The organism is Sphingomonas sp. Leaf22, assembly GCF_001421715.1.
Taxonomy (GTDB): domain Bacteria; phylum Pseudomonadota; class Alphaproteobacteria; order Sphingomonadales; family Sphingomonadaceae; genus Sphingomonas.
The window spans coordinates 149,180-164,595 of sequence record NZ_LMKP01000023.1; the positions used below are offsets into that span (position 1 = coordinate 149,180).

Sequence of the window (15,416 nt, forward strand, 5' to 3'; positions counted from 1 at the left end):
GGGCGTCGCGAAAGGCGATGGCGGAGGGGGCGCTTCACGAGCGGTTCGTGCGCTGAGATCCCCCTCCACCAGCTTCGCTGGTCCCCCTCCCCGTGCCGGGGAGGAGCTAGGGCGTTACGCCTCGTCTTTCTTGTAGTTCTTCAATTCGTCGCCGACGATTTGCACGACGTGCAGCACGTTGGTCGACCCCGGCGTCCCGAACGGCACGCCTGCGCAGACGACGACGCGGTCGCCGGCACCCGCGATATTGTGGCGCAGCACCATGCGCTTGGCCTTTGCCACCATTTCCTCGAACGACGCGACGTCGCGCGTATGGACCGCGTGGACACCCCACAACAGCCCCAGCCGGCGCGCCGTATCGATCTGCGGGGTCAGCACCATGATCGGCACCGCCGGACGCTCGCGCGCGATCCGGCGCGCGGTCGATCCCGATTTGGTGAAGCACAGGATCGCCTTCGCATCGACCGTCGCCGCGATGTTCTTGGCGGCTTCGGCCAGCGCGTCGGCGGTGGTCGGATCGGGACGCAGCACGGTGAAGTGGACGCGGTCGCCATGCGCCGGGTCGCGTTCGACGGCGTGCGAGATGTCGTTCATCATGGTGACCGATTCGACCGGCCAGCTGCCCGCGGCACTTTCTGCCGACAGCATGATCGCGTCGGCACCGTCATAGACGGCGGTGGCGACGTCGGACACTTCCGCGCGGGTCGGCGAGGGCGAGGTAATCATCGATTCGAGCATCTGCGTCGCGACGACCACCGGGCGGCCGAGGCGACGGGCGGTCTCGACGATGCGCTTTTGCAGCGGCGGCACCGACTGCGGCGGCAGTTCGACGCCCAGATCGCCGCGCGCGACCATCACGCCGTCGCACTGCTCCACGATTTCCTCCAGCCGCGCGACCGCCGACGGTTTCTCGATCTTGGCGAGCAGCGCGGCCTTGCCCTGGATCAGCTTGCGCGCCTCGGCCAGATCCTCCGGTCGCTGCACGAACGACAGCGCGATCCAGTCGACGCCCTGTTCGACGGCGAAGTGCAGGTCGGAAATATCCTTGGGCGTCAGCGCCGCCATCGGCAGCACCACGTCGGGGACGTTCAGCCCCTTCGAATTGGACAGCGCGCCGCCGACCACGACCTCGGTCACGATCTTCTGATCGTCATGGTCGAGCACGCGCAGCACCAGCTTGCCGTCATCCAGCAGCAGGCGGGCATCGGGAGCGATCGCGGCAAAGATTTCCTGATGCGGCAATTCGACGCGGGTCGCATCGCCGGGCTCGTTCGACCGGTCGAGCGTGAAACGCTGCCCGGTTTCCAGCATCACCTTGCCCTCCGCGAAGCGGCCGACGCGCAGCTTGGGTCCCTGAAGATCGGCGAGGATCGTGGTCGGGCGGCCATATTGGCGCTCCAGTCCGCGAATCGCCTCGATCACCGCGATCTTCGACTGCTGGTCGCCATGGCTCATGTTCACCCGGAAGGCATCGGCACCGGCTTCATACAATTTCGCGATCATTTCCGGCGTGTTGCTGGCGGGACCGAGCGTGGCGAGAACGCGAACCTTGCGCGAACGGGGGCTAATGGCCTTGGTCATAATCACTCTCCGGGCGTTGCGCGCCTGCCTCTAGCCCTTATTCACAAACGATCAACCTTGGAGGCCAATGTCATGGCAACAATCGATTCAATGAGCGAACAGGCACAGGCCGCGGCATTCCGCCGTCTGGTGCGTCACCTGCAACATCGCACCGACGCGCAGAATGTCGACCTGATGGGACTGGCCGGTTTCTGCCGCAACTGCCTTGGCGACTGGCTGGGCGAAGCGGCGGGCGTGTCGAAGGAGGAAGGACGCGAGGCGGTGTACGGCATGCCCTATGCCCGGTGGAAAGCGACTCACCAGCTTCCCGCCACGCCGGAGCAGATCGCGAAGATGGAGGAAAGCGTCGCGCAGAACCGGACCGACGCCGCGCTCGACGAGGCGCTGGAGGACAGTTTCCCGGCCAGCGATCCGCCGGCGATGACCGAACCCAAGCTGATCGGTTGAGGCCCGGGCACGGATCGGCTAGGCGCGCCCGTTCCCTATTCGCGTGAAATTCGAGGACCGCATGACCGACAATGTTTCGGCGGAACAGCTCCGCCTGCTGATCGAACGTATCGAACGGCTGGAAGAAGAAAAGAAGGGCATCAGCGACGACATCAAGGATGTCTATGGCGAAGCCAAGTCGACCGGGTTCGACGTGAAGACGATGCGCAAGATCATCAGCCTGCGCCGGATGGAAAAGCATCACCGCGACGAAGCGGACATGCTGCTCGAAACCTACAAGCAGGCACTCGGTATCTGAACGCCGGACAAGGGGGCAGCGACATGGCCAGCGTCTTTCACTTCGCGACGCGCCTGCTCAAGGGGCATGGCGATCCGCATGGCGAGGAGGAAGCCCATGTCCTGTCCGCGATCGAGCGCGGCGCGCCGATCTCGCGCGATGCGGCCGACGAATCGGACCTGCGCTCGACGGTCGGCGACCGGCTGGCGGACCGGGTGGCGGCGGTCGGCGGGTCGTGGGGGTTCATCATCGCCTTCACAGCGGTGCTGCTCGGGTGGATGCTGCTCAATTCCGACGTGCTGTCGCATTTCGGGCTGGCGTTCGATCCGTACCCCTACATCTTCCTGAACCTGATGCTGTCGACGCTGGCCGCGATCCAGGCACCGGTCATCATGATGAGCCAGAACCGGCAGTCGGAAAAGGACCGGCTGGCGGCGCGGCTCGACTATGAAACCAACCTGCGCGCCGAGATCGACATCCTCGCGCTGCATGCCAAGCTGGACGTCGACGTGATCGACCGGCTGGCGGCGCTGGAGGCGAAGATCGACGCGCTGGCGCGAACCGCGCCGTCCGCCTAAGAGCGGACACAGAACATAAAGAGGCACCGATGGCAGGCCATAGCAAATTCAAGAATATCATGCACCGCAAGGGTGCGCAGGATAAGAAGCGGTCGGGCATGTTCAGCAAGCTCAGCCGCGAAATCACCGTCGCGGCGAAGATGGGCCTGCCCGATCCCGACATGAACCCGCGCCTGCGCGCGGCGATCAACGCCGCCAAGGCGCAGTCGATGCCCAAGGACAATATCCAGCGCGCGGTCGACAAGGCGTCGAAGGGCGATCTCGAAAATTACGAGGAAATCCGCTATGAAGGCTTCGGCCCGGCCGGTGTTTCGCTGATTATCGAGGCGTTGTCCGACAACCGGAACCGCACCGCGACCAATGTGCGGACCGCCGTGTCGAAGAATGGCGGCAACCTCGGCACCGCCGGTTCGGTCAGCCACGGCTTCGACCGGGTCGGCCTGATCAACTATCCGGCCAAGGCCGGCGACGCCGAAAAGGTGTTCGAAGCCGCACTGGAAGCCGGGGCCGAGGACGTGACGTCGAGCGAGGACGGCCACGAAATCTGGACGGCCGTGGGCGACCTGCACGAAGTCGCCAAGGCGCTGGAACCGGTGCTGGGCGAGGCGGAAGGTGCCAAGCTCGCATGGCGGCCGCAGACGATGGTCGCGGTCGGCGAGGACGATGCGGCGACGCTGTTCAAGCTGCTCGACGCGCTCGACGACGACGACGACGTCCAGACCGTATGGGGCAATTACGAAGTATCCGACGAGGTCATGGAGAAGCTGGGTTGACCACGCGATTCCTCCCCGCTGCGCGGGGAGGGGGACCAGCAAAGCTGGTGGAGGGGGGCTTCCGCAGACGCTGCGCTGGGTGGCCATCCCCCTACACCACCGCTTCGCGGCGGTCCCCCTCCCCGCAGGCGGGGAGGAGTTTTTCATGCTGATCCTCGGTCTCGACCCCGGTCTCGGCACCACCGGCTGGGGCATCATCCGCGCCGATGGCAACCGCCTGTCGCACATCGCCAACGGCCAGATCCGCACCGACCCGTCGATGCAGCTTCCCCGCCGCCTTGCGCTGCTGTTCGGTGCGCTGGGCGAGGTGATCCGCACCGAACGCCCCGATGGCGCGGCAGTCGAAGAGGTGCTGGGCAACAGCAACGCGCAATCGACGCTGAAGCTGGGGCAGGCGCGCGGCGTCGTGCTGCTGTCCGCTTCGACCGCCGGGCTTCCGATTGGCGAATATCATCCGAGCATCGTCAAGAAGGCGGTGGTCGGCACCGGCGGCGCGGACAAGAAGCAGATCCAGGCGATGGTCGGCCATTTGCTGCCCGGCGTGAAGCTGTCGGGTCCCGACGCCGCCGACGCGCTGGCGGTGGCGATCACCCATGCGCACCACCTTGCCAGCGCGCAGGCAAGGGCAAGGCGGTCGACGGGGATCGGGGCGTGACCCTCGCCGCGCCCGTATCCCTGTGCAGACGGGGGATCCAGAGCCACACAGAACCGGCGTCAATTGTTGCCCTGGATCCCCGCCTGCGCGGGGATACGGCGTATTGAGAGAAATCCCGCATGATCGCCCATCTCAAAGGCACGCTGTCCGTTTCCGGTATCGACCACGCGGTGATCGACGTGAACGGCGTCGGTTATCTGGTCGGCGCGTCGTCGCGGACGTTGCAGGCGCTGGGGCCGGTCGGCGGCAGCGTGACGATCCATACCGAGATGCTGGTCGCCGAGGATTTCATCCGGCTGGTCGGCTTCGCGAGCGCCGACGAGCGCGACTGGTTCCGGCTGCTGACCGGGGTGCAAGGCGTCGGCGCGCGCGTCGCGCTGGGCATCCTGTCGACGCTGGCACCCGAGGAAGTCCGCACCGCGATCGCGCGCGGCGACAAGGCGAGCATCGCTCGCGCCAATGGCGTCGGGCCGAAGCTGGCGCAGCGCATCGCGATGGAGTTGAAGGACAAGGTCGGCGGCATCGCCATCGGTCCGGGCGTGGTGGCACCTGCGGCGGGCGGTGACGGGGTCGAGGGTGACGCGGTGTCGGCGTTGCTCAACCTCGGTTTCCGTCCGGCCGAAGCGGCGACGGCGGTCGGCAAGGCGGCGGAGGAACTGGGGGCTGGTGCCAGTCTCGACGCGATGGTGCGGCTGGCGCTGCGCAAGGCGTCCCGCACCTAAAATCCTCCCCGGCACGGGGGAGGGGGACCAGCGAAGCTGGTGTAGGGGGTTGTCCTCATGCGGACCGGTCGCGCTGGCGGTAAGCCCCCTCCACCATGCTTCGCTGGTCTCCCTTCCCGTGCCGGGGAGGAGCTTTAAATGCGGCACGCGAACAGCTAGGGAACACGGGTGACCGACGACCGCATGACCACCCCCCTTCGCCGTCCCGAGGATGTCGACGCAGCCCTGCGCCCCAAGGCGCTCGACGAATTCGTCGGGCAGCAGGCGGCGCGCGAGAATCTGCGCGTGTTCATCGATGCCGCGCGCGGGCGGGGCGACGTGCTCGACCATGTGCTGTTCTTCGGGCCGCCCGGCCTCGGCAAGACCACGCTGGCGCAGATCGTCGCGCGCGAAATGGGCGTCGGCTTTCGCGCCACCTCCGGCCCGGTCATCGCCAAGTCGGGCGACCTTGCCGCGCTGCTCACCAATCTGGAGGACGGCGACGTCCTGTTCATCGACGAGATCCATCGCCTCAATCCGGCGGTCGAGGAAGTGCTGTATCCGGCGATGGAGGACCGTGCGCTCGACCTGATGATCGGCGAGGGGCCGTCGGCCCGCAGCGTCCGCATCGACCTGCCACGCTTCACGCTGGTGGGGGCGACCACGCGGCAGGGGTTGCTGACCACCCCCTTGCGCGACCGGTTCGGCATCCCGGTCCGCCTGCAATTCTACACCGTCGACGAATTGACCCGCGTCGTCGTCCGCGCGGCCGGGTTGCTGGGGCTCGGCATCGCGAAGGACGGCGCGACCGAGGTCGCCCGCCGGGCGCGGGGTACGCCCCGGATCGCCGGTCGCCTGCTGCGCCGGGTCCGCGACTTCGCCAATGTCGCGGGGGTCGAGACCGTCGATGCGCGTACCGCCGATGCCGCGCTCAACCGGCTGGAGGTCGACGCGAAGGGGCTCGACGCGATGGATCGCCGCTATCTGACGATGATCGCCGATGTGTATCGCGGCGGTCCGGTCGGCGTGGAGACGCTGGCGGCCGGCCTGTCGGAGCCGCGCGACACGATCGAGGAAGTGATCGAACCCTATCTGATCCAGATCGGCATGGTCGCCCGCACCGCGCGCGGGCGCTGTCTGAACGCCGGCGGATGGAAGCATCTCGGCTTCGAACCGCCGGCGGGCGTGCAGGATGGGTTGTTCGATTGATGGAACGCAACGGCAAGCATCGCGGCAATTTGCTGACATCGGCGGCGATCGGTCCGCGACAGGCCGGGCGGGTTGCCGCCGCGGCGGACGCGCTGGTGATCGACGTCACCTTCGCGGCGGACGCGAGTTGTTCGGCGACCATCGCCGACACGAACTTCGTCCTGCCGGACGCGGCAACCGCCTTCGTCGCGGCGCTTCGTGCGTTGCCCGACCGTGACCGGCCGGTGACGCTGTCGGTCCGCGGCGGTGCCATGGCATCGCCGCGTCAGATCGGGGTCGTTCTCCAACTGATCCGCTCTGCCGGTTTTGGCAACGTCACCGTTATTCGGGCGGACTGATCGGTTCCGTCGTGCTGCCATAGCGTCGGGTTCATCCGGTCACCCCTTTCCCCGTCCGGCCGCAATGGTTAAAGCGGACAAATGACCGACCCCGTCCTGCCGGCCGGCGGCCGCTTCACGGGCGGTACGCATCGCTTTCCCGTCCGTATCTATTTCGAGGACACCGACCTGTCGGGCGTCGTCTATCACGCGAATTATCTTCGGTATTTCGAACGCGCGCGCAGCGACATGCTGATGATCGCCGGCATCGACCAGCGTGCCGCGCACGAAACGGGCGAGGGGGCCTATGCCGTCCGGTCGATGCAGCTCGACTGGCGGGCCCCCGCGCGACTGAACGATGCGCTGGTCGTGGTCAGCACCGTCGAGCGCGTACGCGCGGCGGCGGTCGATATTCATCAGACAGTCATCCGCGACACACTCTTACTGGCGTCGGCCCGGGTCGAGGTTGCGTTCGTGGCCCCGAACGGGCGTCCGCGTCGTCAACCGGCCGCGTGGGTCGATACCTTCCAGCGGCTGGTCGCAACTAAAAAAGGGGCATGATGGACGTACTCGTGAACACCGACGCCGCGACCATGTCGCCCGTCGCGCTCTTCCTCGCCGCGGACTGGGTGGTGAAGGCGGTGATGCTGGGGCTGCTGGCCGCCAGCATCTGGACCTGGGCGATCATCATCGGCTTCCTCGTCCGCGCGCGGAAAGTGCGCCGCGATATCGACCGGTTCGAAACCGATTTCGAACAGGCCGAGGATATCGACGCGTTCCACCGGTTGCAGGGGACGCGCGACACCGCCATCGCCCGCGTCTTTTCATCGGGGGTGCGCGAATGGCGGCGCTCGACCGCATCGAAGCAGATCGACCGCGACGGCACCCGCGAACGGCTCGCCACCGCCATGGCGTCGAGCGTGGCGGACGAGAGCGAGACGCTGGCCGACCGGCTGAACGTGCTGGCGACGATCGGGGCGGTCGCGCCGTTCGTCGGGCTGTTCGGCACGGTGTGGGGCATCATGCGGTCGTTCACCGCGATCGCCTCCGAACAGAATACGTCACTGGCCGTCGTCGCGCCGGGTATCGCCGAGGCGTTGTTCGCCACCGCGATCGGCCTGTTCGCCGCCATCCCCGCCGTCATCGCCTATAACCGCTTCAGCCACGGCGTGAACCGGATCGAGTCGCGGCTGAACCGCTTTGCCGACGCGTTCCACGCCACGCTGTCGCGCCAGCTCGAAGGGGTCTGAGCGATGGGCGTCAACCTGCCGTCGGCAAAGGGAAAAGGGCGTCGTGCGCCGATGGCGGAGATCAACGTCACGCCGCTGGTCGACGTGATGCTGGTGCTGCTCATCATCTTCATGGTCACCGCGCCGCTGATGACCGCGGGCGTGCCGGTGAACCTGCCCGACAGCCGCGCGAAGGCGGTCGAACAGACGCAGCAGCCGGTGACGCTGTCGATCGATGCCGATGGCCGGACCTTTATCGACGATGCCGAGGTGTCGGCCGACAATCTGCCCGGCGAACTGGAAAAGATCGCGGCGGCGGGTGCCGGGGCGACCGAACCGCGACAGGTGATGCTGCGCGCCGACCGCACGCTCGATTACGGCCGGGTCAACGGCGTGCTCGGCGAACTGAACCGCGCGGGGCTGAACCGGGTGTCGCTGATCAGCGTGGCGCAGTAACGCGATGCAGAAGGCGGAGAAGATCGGGCTTGGCGTAGCGGTTGCGGGACATGCCGTCCTGTTCGGCCTGCTGTCGGTCGGTTTTCTCGCCACGCCGAACCCGGTGAAGTTGAAGAACGAGCCGATGGACGTCAGCTTTGCGGAGGACGTCGCCGCCGAACAAAGCGCCCCTGCCCAGACCGACGCCCCGGCCGTCAGTCAGGCTCCCGACACCGGACCGCCGGAAGATGCCGCCCCGCCCGAGGCGGTAGAGGAACCGGCCCCGGAGCCCGCACCCGCGCCGCCCGCACCGGCACCGCGTCCGCAGCCGGCACCGCGCCCCGAACCAAAGCCCGCGCCGAAGCCGGTTCCGGCTCCCAAACCGGTGCCGAAACCGGTCCCCAAGCCTGCGCCAAAACCCGCCCCCGCGCCGAAGCCGGAGCCGAAGCCTGCCCCGGCCAAGCCGGCGCAGCGTCCTGCGCCGGCACCGGCACGGCCCGCACCGGCGGCGAAAGCTCCGGCAAAACCTGCCCCGGCCAAACCCGCGGCGACCAAGGGGCAGGGGACCAATGCGCAGGCGACCGCCCCCCGGCCGCGTGGCGGGCGTCTGGGCGACAATTTCCTGAAGGGCATTGCCGACACGCCCAAGCCGGGCAAGGCGGAGGCACCGCGCGGTACGGCCGTCACTGCGCAGTCGGTCGCCGGTCTTGCCAGCGCGATCCAGCGGCAGGTGCAGCCTTGCGCCAACAAGATTCCCAATCCCGGCCCCGGCGCGAACCAGATCCGATCGAAGATCCGCTTGCAGATGCGCGCCGACGGCACGCTTGCCGCGCGTCCGCAGTTGCGCGGACAGACCGGGGTTGATGGCGAGAATGAACGCTATGCGCAGCGCGTGTCCGAACTGGCCATCGCCGCGCTGATCCAGTGTGCCCCCTATGAACTTCCGGCGGACCTGTACGAGGGCGGCTGGAAGGATATCATCATCAACTACAAACTGCCCGGCTGACCGGAGAGGATTTATGCGGAAACTGACCCTGGCTCTTGGTGCGGCACTCGCCAGCGTGCTGGCCGCGCCCGCCGCATTCGCGCAGGTCGAGGTGGATATCGAAGGCGGTATCTCCGAACCGCTGCCGATCGCGGTGCCAGTGATGCCGACGCCGCAGATCGCCTCGACCCCTGCCGGGTCGACCGATGCGCTCGGGCGGCAACTGGCGGAGATCGTCGCGGGCGACCTGCGCAATTCGGGCCTGTTCAAGCCCGCCGGCCCCGCCGGGCTTCCCGCCGTCGCCATGGCACAGGTCCAGTCGCCCGATTATGCGGTATGGAGCGGCGCACAGGCACTGGTGCAGGGCTATGTCCGTGCCGAGGCGAACGGCACGCTGACGATCGGCTGCTATCTCTACGACACGTTCGGCCGCACCGAACTGACGCGGCAGGGGTTCAACGTACCGCCGGCCGAATGGCGTCGCGCCGCGCATAAATGCGCCGATGCCGTCTATACCCGCCTGTCGGGCGAAGGCCCCTATTTCGACAGCCGCATCGTCTATGTCAGCGAAACCGGGCCGAAGGGCAAACGGATCAAGCGGCTGGCGATCATGGATCAGGACGGGGCCAACCACCGCTTCCTGACCAACGGCCAGTCGATCGTGCTGACCCCGCGTTTCGCGCCGGGCCAGCAGTCGATCGTGTATATGAGCTATGTCAACGACCGGCCGGCGATCTACATCCTCGATCTCGGTACCGGGCGGCAGCGGCTGCTGGTGCAGAATGCGTCGCTGACCTTCGCGCCGCGCTTCTCGCCCGATGGCCGCTATGTCCTGTTTTCGATGGCGCAGGCGGGCAATACCGATATCTACCGGGTGCCGGCAGCGGGCGGCAGTCCGCAGCGGCTGACCAATGCGCCCGGCATCGACACCGGCGGCAGCTATTCGCCCGACGGGTCGAAGATCGTGTTCGAAAGCGACCGCTCGGGCACGCAGCAACTCTACGTCATGAACGCCGACGGATCGAACCAGCAGCGGATCAGCTTTGGCGGCGGACGCTATGCGACGCCGGTCTGGAGCCCACGTGGCGACCTGATCGCCTTTACCCGGCAGGGTGGTGGATCGTTCCGCATCGGCATCATGTCGCCTTCGGGTGGTGGCGAGAAACTGCTGAGCGACGCGTGGGGCGACGAAGGGCCGAGCTGGTCGCCCAATGGCCGCGTGCTGACGTTCTTCCGCAGCGCACAGGGGTCGGGCAAGACGCAGATCTGGTCGGTCGACCTGACCGGATCGAACATCCGCCGGATTCCGACCGCGCTTGACGGGTCCGACCCGAGCTGGGGCCCGATCCGGTCCTAAGGCTTTCACCAACAGGGGCAATTCCGGTACAGGGGCATTGTAGCGGGTGCGATACGACCAAGGGAGGTTTTGATGACCAAGTTTTCGACCACGCTGATCGTCGGCGCGGCGCTGCTGGCGACCGCCGGCTGCGCCAAGAAGCGACCCGAGGTGCTGCCGCCGGCACCGGGCCAGACGGTCGATCCGAACGCCGGTACCGGCAACACCGGGACGGGTACGGGCACCAACGGCGTCGTGCCGGGATCGCGCGCCGATTTCCAGCAGTCGGTGGCGAGCGACACGGTCAATTTCGGTCTCGACCAATATGATATCGACGCATCGGCCCGCGCCGTGCTCGACAGCCAGGCCCAGTGGCTGGCGCGCTATCCCAATGTGCGCGTGACGATCGAGGGGCATTGCGACGAACGCGGCACCCGCGAATACAATCTCGCGCTTGGCGATCGCCGGGCCAATGCGGCGTCCAGCTATCTGGCGACGCGCGGCATTTCGCCGTCGCGCATCACCACGATCAGCTATGGCAAGGAACGCCCGCTGGCGCTCGGATCGGACGAAGGTGCATGGGCGCAGAACCGTCGCGCGGTGACGGTCGTGCTTCAGTAAGCGATTGCCCCTGCCCGGTCGAATGACGATCGGGCAGGGGATCAACCCGCCACCTTCAGCCGGCCGCGCCCCTCCGCCTTTGCGGTGTAGAGCGCGTGGTCGGTGCGGGTATAGACGGTCGACACGCTATCGTCGGCGCGGACCATGGTCATGCCGGCGGAAAAATCGATCCGGAAGTCCGGCTGCGTCGCGATCACTCGATCGGACCGCGCCGATGGGCATGATTGCGACGCATCATCGACACCCAGTCGATCCGCTCGTCCGGTCCGAGAAAGAAGGCGCGCCGGAACGCGGGATTGGCGAACAGGATCAGTCCGGCCGGGTCGTAGAGCGCGATCATCGCGTCGGCCTGACCGACCCCTTCGATGAGTTTCGCGACGGTTGCGGACACGATGCTGTTCCGTACGGAGTAACAGGCAGGCCGGTCGAGCGGTCCACTCGATCGGCCAGACGTTTCGTTGTCGATCCGTACCAGAGCTCTACGATAGAATGCGTAAGATTTGCCCGCCGCCAGTCGGGACTGGCGGCGGGACAACAGAGTTATGCTTCGGCTGGAGCCTTGGCCTTGCCGCCCTTGCGCGGCTTCTTGGGAGCGGCTGGCGTTATTTCGAATGCCAGCGCGTTGTCTTTGAGCGTCACGCCGACCTCGCCGCCATGGACCAGCTTGCCGAACAGCAGTTCCTCGGCCAGCGGCTGCTTGATCTTGTCCTGGATCAACCGGCCCATCGGACGTGCGCCGTACAGCTTGTCATAGCCCTTTTCGGTCAGCCACGTCTTGGCCGCTTCGTCGAGGCGGATATGGACGCTGCGATCGGCTAGCTGCAGTTCGAGCTGGAGGATGAACTTGTCCACCACCCGCGCGACGACTTCCGGCGGCAGGTAACCGAACGGCACGATCGCATCGAGCCGGTTGCGGAATTCCGGCGTGAACAGCTTGCGCACCGCCTCTTCCTGCACGTCCTCGCGATCGATCTGGCCGAAGCCGATCGATTCCTTGGCCATGTCCGACGCGCCCGCATTGGTCGTCATGATCAGGATGACGTTGCGGAAATCGACGGTCTTGCCGTGGTGGTCGGTCAGCTTGCCGTTGTCCATCACCTGCAACAGGATGTTGAACAGGTCGGGATGCGCCTTCTCGATCTCGTCGAGCAGCAGCACGCAATGCGGCTGTTGGTCGATCGCGTCGGTCAGCAGGCCGCCCTGATCGTAACCGACATAGCCCGGCGGGGCACCGATCAGCCGGCTGACCGAATGGCGCTCCATATATTCGGACATGTCGAACCGCTGGAGCGGAATGCCCATGATTTCCGACAATTGCCGCGCGACCTCGGTCTTGCCGACGCCGGTGGGGCCGGTGAACAGATAGTTGCCGATCGGCTTGTCGGGATCGCGCAGACCCGCGCGCGACAGCTTGATCGCCGAGGACAACGCCTTGATCGCATCGTCCTGTCCGAACACCACCCGTTTCAGGTCGAGTTCGAGATTGGCGAGCGCGCGCGTATCGTCGGTCGAAACCGTTTTCGGCGGGATACGCGCCATCGTCGCGATGACCGCCTCGATCTCCTTCGAGGTGATGGTCTTCTTGCGCTTGGGGGCCGGCACCAGCATCTGCATCGCGCCGACTTCGTCGATCACGTCGATCGCCTTGTCGGGCAGCTTGCGGTCGTTGATGTAGCGCGCCGAGAGTTCCACCGCCGACTTGATCGAATCGGGGGTGTACTTGACCTTGTGATGCTCCTCGAACGCGGTGCGCAAGCCGGTCAGGATCTTGATCGTATCCTCGACCGTCGGTTCGTTCACGTCGATCTTCTGGAACCGGCGCAGCAGTGCGCGATCCTTTTCGAAGTGGTTCCGGAACTCCTTGTAGGTGGTCGAGCCGATACAGCGGATTTGCCCGCCCGACAGTGCGGGCTTCAGCAGGTTCGACGCGTCCATCGCCCCGCCGCTGGTGGCACCGGCGCCGATGACGGTATGGATTTCGTCGATGAACAGCACCGCGTGCGGCAGCTTTTCCAGCTCGGTCACGACCTGCTTCAGCCGTTCCTCGAAGTCGCCGCGATAGCGGGTACCGGCCAGCAACGCGCCCATGTCGAGCGAATAGATGACGGCGGGCAACAGTACCTCTGGCACGTCGCCCTCGACGATCTTGCGCGCCAGCCCTTCCGCGATCGCGGTCTTGCCGACGCCGGGATCACCGACATACAGCGGGTTGTTTTTCGACCGGCGGCACAGAATCTGCACCGTCCGATCGACCTCGGCCGACCGACCGATCAGCGGGTCGACCTTGCCGATCTTCGCCTTTTCGTTCAGGTCGACGCAGAACTGCTTGAGCGCGCTTTCGCCCTTGCCCTTGTCGGCCACCTTCGGCGTTTCCTTTTCCTCGGCACCCTTGGGGCTAGGAGTTTCGGTTGCGGTCGATCCGCCCTTGCCGACGCCGTGGCTGATGAAGCTGACCGCGTCGAGCCGGCTCATGTCCTGCTGCTGCAGGAAATAGACGGCGTAGGTTTCGCGCTCGCTGAACATCGCGACCAGCACATTGGCGCCGGTCACTTCGTCGCGGCCCGACGACTGGACGTGCAGGATGGCGCGCTGGACGACGCGCTGGAAACTGCTGGTCGGCGACGGATCGGTCGCGGCGTCCAGTTTGAACGTGTCGAGTTCGGTGTCGAGATAATGCGCGACGGTGGTGCGCAGTTCGTCGAGTTCGACGCCGCAGCCGGTCATCACCTTCGCCGCGTCCGGATCGTCGGTCAGCGCGAAGAGCAGATGTTCGAGCGTCGCATATTCGTGCCGGCGCGAGGATGCGGCCTCGAGCGCCTTGTGCAGCGTGGATTCCAATGCGGATGCGAAGGATGGCATTCAATTCACTCCGGTCGGCCGGCGGGAACGCGCCGGCCCTGCGTCCCGGCGTCCCGGGTCTTCCACCATGTCGGTACGCCGCCGCCCGGCATCAAGCGGGGGGCGGAACATCTCATGACCGGAAAAGCGCGTCGGCGCTGGACCGGTGGCTGCGCGCGGCGTCGATTCGCGCACGGCATCGCACGATCTCGCCTTCCAGCGCGTCGATTCGCGCGGTCAGTTCGTCTTGAGACAATGGATCGAGGTCCTCGCGCAACAGCATGGCGAGCAGGTTGCCACGAACATGGTTAACATTTTCGTCGGGTTCCATTGCAAGCAGCGTTGACCCTGTGGCCGACGATGTCAATAACGCGCCGGTGCAGGGGGAAGACTATATGGACGTGCCAGCGGCGATGCGTGCGATCGATCCGGCCGAACCGGGTGGCCCGGAAGTGCTGACGATCGTCGAACGCCCGACGCCGCAACCGGCGCAGGGGGAGGTGCTGATCCGCATCGCCGCCGCCGGGGTCAACCGGCCCGACGTCCTGCAACGCACCGGCGGCTATCCGCCACCGCCCGGCGCATCGTCGATCCCCGGTCTCGAAATATCGGGCGAGGTCGTGGCACTGGGTGAGGGCGTCGATCTGCATTGGCTGGGGCAATCGGTCTGCGCGTTGCTGGCGGGCGGGGGCTATGCCGAATATGCCGCGGTCCCGGCCGGCCAGTGCCTGCCCGTGCCCGAAGCGCTGTCGATGGTTGAGGCGGCGGCGCTGCCCGAAACGCTGTTCACCGTGTGGACCAACCTGTTCGAACGTGGGTATGCGGCGGACGGGGACACGGTGCTGGTCCATGGCGGCACCAGCGGTATCGGCACGATGGCGATCCTGCTCGGTCGCGTCTTCGGTCTGGAGGTCATCGTCACCGTCGGCAACGATGCGAAAGCGCGCGCGGCGCTCGACCTTGGGGCAGCGCACGCGATCAACTACCGTACCGAGGATTTCGTCGAACGTGTAGCCGACATCACCGGCGGCAAGGGCGTCAGCGTCGTGCTCGACATGGTCGGTGGCGACTATGTCCCGCGCAATATCAAATGCCTCGCCGAGGATGGCCGCCACGTCTCGATCGCGGTGCAGGGCGGGGCGAGCGCCACCGTTCCGCTCTGGGATATCATGCGCCGCCGCCTGACCCTGACCGGGTCGACGCTGCGTGCCCGTGATGCGGCGTTCAAGGAAATGGTCGCCGATGAACTGTCGCGGACCGTGTGGCCGCATGTCGAGGCAGGGCGGCTGCGTCCGGTGATCGACAAGACCTTTCCCCTTGATCGGGCGGACGAGGCGCATCGACGCATGGAGGCGGGCGATCATGTCGGCAAAATCGTGCTGACGGTTGCGTCCACAGCCTGAAACGCGCTGCAAACCGCCAAAACCCGCGACC

The 15,416-nt window shown here is 66.4% G+C and carries 20 protein-coding genes; 15 read left to right on the forward strand and 5 right to left on the reverse strand.

The window, feature by feature from the left end:
* Positions 1-114 precede the first annotated feature (114 nt).
* Positions 115-1,581, reverse strand: a complete 1,467-nt coding sequence (pyk, locus tag ASE70_RS11435; protein WP_056504853.1) for a pyruvate kinase — start codon at positions 1,579-1,581, stop codon at positions 115-117.
* 72 nt (positions 1,582-1,653) lie between these two features.
* Between pyk and ASE70_RS11440 the strand changes: the two genes are divergently transcribed.
* The 14 genes from ASE70_RS11440 to pal all read left to right on the forward strand — a co-directional run bounded on the left by ASE70_RS11440 (position 1,654) and on the right by pal (position 11,144).
* Positions 1,654-2,028 (forward strand): DUF1244 domain-containing protein, encoded by a 375-nt coding sequence (locus ASE70_RS11440; protein ID WP_056504856.1) that lies wholly within the window; start codon positions 1,654-1,656, stop codon positions 2,026-2,028.
* A gap of 61 nt (positions 2,029-2,089) precedes the next feature.
* Positions 2,090-2,326 carry a DUF2312 domain-containing protein gene (locus tag ASE70_RS11445; RefSeq protein WP_055997244.1) on the forward strand — a complete coding sequence of 79 codons (237 nt, stop codon included), beginning with the start codon at positions 2,090-2,092 and terminating at the stop codon, positions 2,324-2,326.
* Positions 2,327-2,349: 23 nt separating this feature from the next.
* Positions 2,350-2,883, forward strand: coding sequence for a DUF1003 domain-containing protein (locus tag ASE70_RS11450; protein ID WP_056394503.1), 534 nt, complete (start codon positions 2,350-2,352; stop codon positions 2,881-2,883).
* Between the two features lie 29 nt (positions 2,884-2,912).
* Positions 2,913-3,656 carry a YebC/PmpR family DNA-binding transcriptional regulator gene (locus tag ASE70_RS11455; protein WP_055996177.1) on the forward strand — a complete coding sequence of 248 codons (744 nt, stop codon included), beginning with the start codon at positions 2,913-2,915 and terminating at the stop codon, positions 3,654-3,656.
* Between the two features lie 145 nt (positions 3,657-3,801).
* Complete coding sequence (ruvC, locus tag ASE70_RS11460; protein ID WP_056394506.1) at positions 3,802-4,311, forward strand: crossover junction endodeoxyribonuclease RuvC; 510 nt, start codon at positions 3,802-3,804, stop codon at positions 4,309-4,311.
* A 119-nt stretch (positions 4,312-4,430) separates the two neighbouring features.
* The gene (gene ruvA / locus ASE70_RS11465; RefSeq protein WP_056394509.1) at positions 4,431-5,033 is read left to right on the forward strand and encodes a Holliday junction branch migration protein RuvA; all 603 of its coding nucleotides are present in this window, start codon (positions 4,431-4,433) and stop codon (positions 5,031-5,033) included.
* Between the two features lie 168 nt (positions 5,034-5,201).
* Positions 5,202-6,221, forward strand: coding sequence for a Holliday junction branch migration DNA helicase RuvB (gene ruvB / locus ASE70_RS11470; RefSeq protein WP_056394513.1), 1,020 nt, complete (start codon positions 5,202-5,204; stop codon positions 6,219-6,221).
* The gene (locus ASE70_RS11475; protein WP_056394517.1) at positions 6,221-6,559 is read left to right on the forward strand and encodes a hypothetical protein; all 339 of its coding nucleotides are present in this window, start codon (positions 6,221-6,223) and stop codon (positions 6,557-6,559) included. The genes ruvB and ASE70_RS11475 overlap by 1 nt, the downstream gene beginning before the upstream one ends.
* Before the next feature lie 81 nt (positions 6,560-6,640).
* On the forward strand, positions 6,641-7,099 hold the full coding sequence (locus ASE70_RS11480; RefSeq protein ID WP_056504859.1) for a YbgC/FadM family acyl-CoA thioesterase: 459 nt from the start codon (positions 6,641-6,643) through the stop codon (positions 7,097-7,099).
* Entirely contained in the window at positions 7,099-7,788 is a 690-nt protein-coding gene (tolQ, locus tag ASE70_RS11485; protein ID WP_443024873.1) for a protein TolQ, read from the forward strand. The genes ASE70_RS11480 and tolQ overlap by 1 nt, the downstream gene beginning before the upstream one ends.
* 3 nt (positions 7,789-7,791) lie before the next feature.
* Positions 7,792-8,223: a protein TolR gene (tolR, locus tag ASE70_RS11490; protein ID WP_056504868.1), complete on the forward strand. Its 432-nt coding sequence runs from the start codon at positions 7,792-7,794 to the stop codon at positions 8,221-8,223.
* Positions 8,224-8,227: 4 nt separating this feature from the next.
* On the forward strand, positions 8,228-9,208 hold the full coding sequence (locus ASE70_RS11495) for a hypothetical protein (protein WP_056504871.1): 981 nt from the start codon (positions 8,228-8,230) through the stop codon (positions 9,206-9,208).
* Positions 9,209-9,221: 13 nt separating this feature from the next.
* A complete protein-coding gene (gene tolB / locus ASE70_RS11500) occupies positions 9,222-10,544 on the forward strand; it encodes a Tol-Pal system beta propeller repeat protein TolB (protein ID WP_056504874.1) in 1,323 nt (440 codons plus the stop codon).
* Positions 10,545-10,616: 72 nt separating this feature from the next.
* Entirely contained in the window at positions 10,617-11,144 is a 528-nt protein-coding gene (gene pal / locus ASE70_RS11505) for a peptidoglycan-associated lipoprotein Pal (RefSeq protein ID WP_056394534.1), read from the forward strand.
* 41 nt (positions 11,145-11,185) lie between these two features.
* On the opposite strand, the gene ASE70_RS19885 is transcribed toward pal, so the two are convergent.
* The 4 genes from ASE70_RS19885 to ASE70_RS11520 form a co-directional block, all read right to left on the reverse strand.
* Positions 11,186-11,341 (reverse strand): hypothetical protein, encoded by a 156-nt coding sequence (locus ASE70_RS19885; protein ID WP_156356186.1) that lies wholly within the window; start codon positions 11,339-11,341, stop codon positions 11,186-11,188.
* Positions 11,338-11,535 (reverse strand): PAS domain-containing protein, encoded by a 198-nt coding sequence (locus tag ASE70_RS11510; protein WP_056394537.1) that lies wholly within the window; start codon positions 11,533-11,535, stop codon positions 11,338-11,340. Before ASE70_RS11510 ends, ASE70_RS19885 begins: the two co-directional genes overlap by 4 nt.
* A 149-nt stretch (positions 11,536-11,684) precedes the next feature.
* Positions 11,685-14,003 (reverse strand): ATP-dependent Clp protease ATP-binding subunit ClpA, encoded by a 2,319-nt coding sequence (clpA, locus tag ASE70_RS11515; protein ID WP_056504877.1) that lies wholly within the window; start codon positions 14,001-14,003, stop codon positions 11,685-11,687.
* A 112-nt stretch (positions 14,004-14,115) separates the two neighbouring features.
* Positions 14,116-14,313 carry a DUF1192 domain-containing protein gene (locus tag ASE70_RS11520; protein WP_055996142.1) on the reverse strand — a complete coding sequence of 66 codons (198 nt, stop codon included), beginning with the start codon at positions 14,311-14,313 and terminating at the stop codon, positions 14,116-14,118.
* 82 nt (positions 14,314-14,395) lie between these two features.
* Between ASE70_RS11520 and ASE70_RS11525 the strand changes: the two genes are divergently transcribed.
* The gene (locus ASE70_RS11525; RefSeq protein WP_056504998.1) at positions 14,396-15,385 is read left to right on the forward strand and encodes an NAD(P)H-quinone oxidoreductase; all 990 of its coding nucleotides are present in this window, start codon (positions 14,396-14,398) and stop codon (positions 15,383-15,385) included.
* The last annotated feature ends 31 nt before the right edge of the window (positions 15,386-15,416 follow it).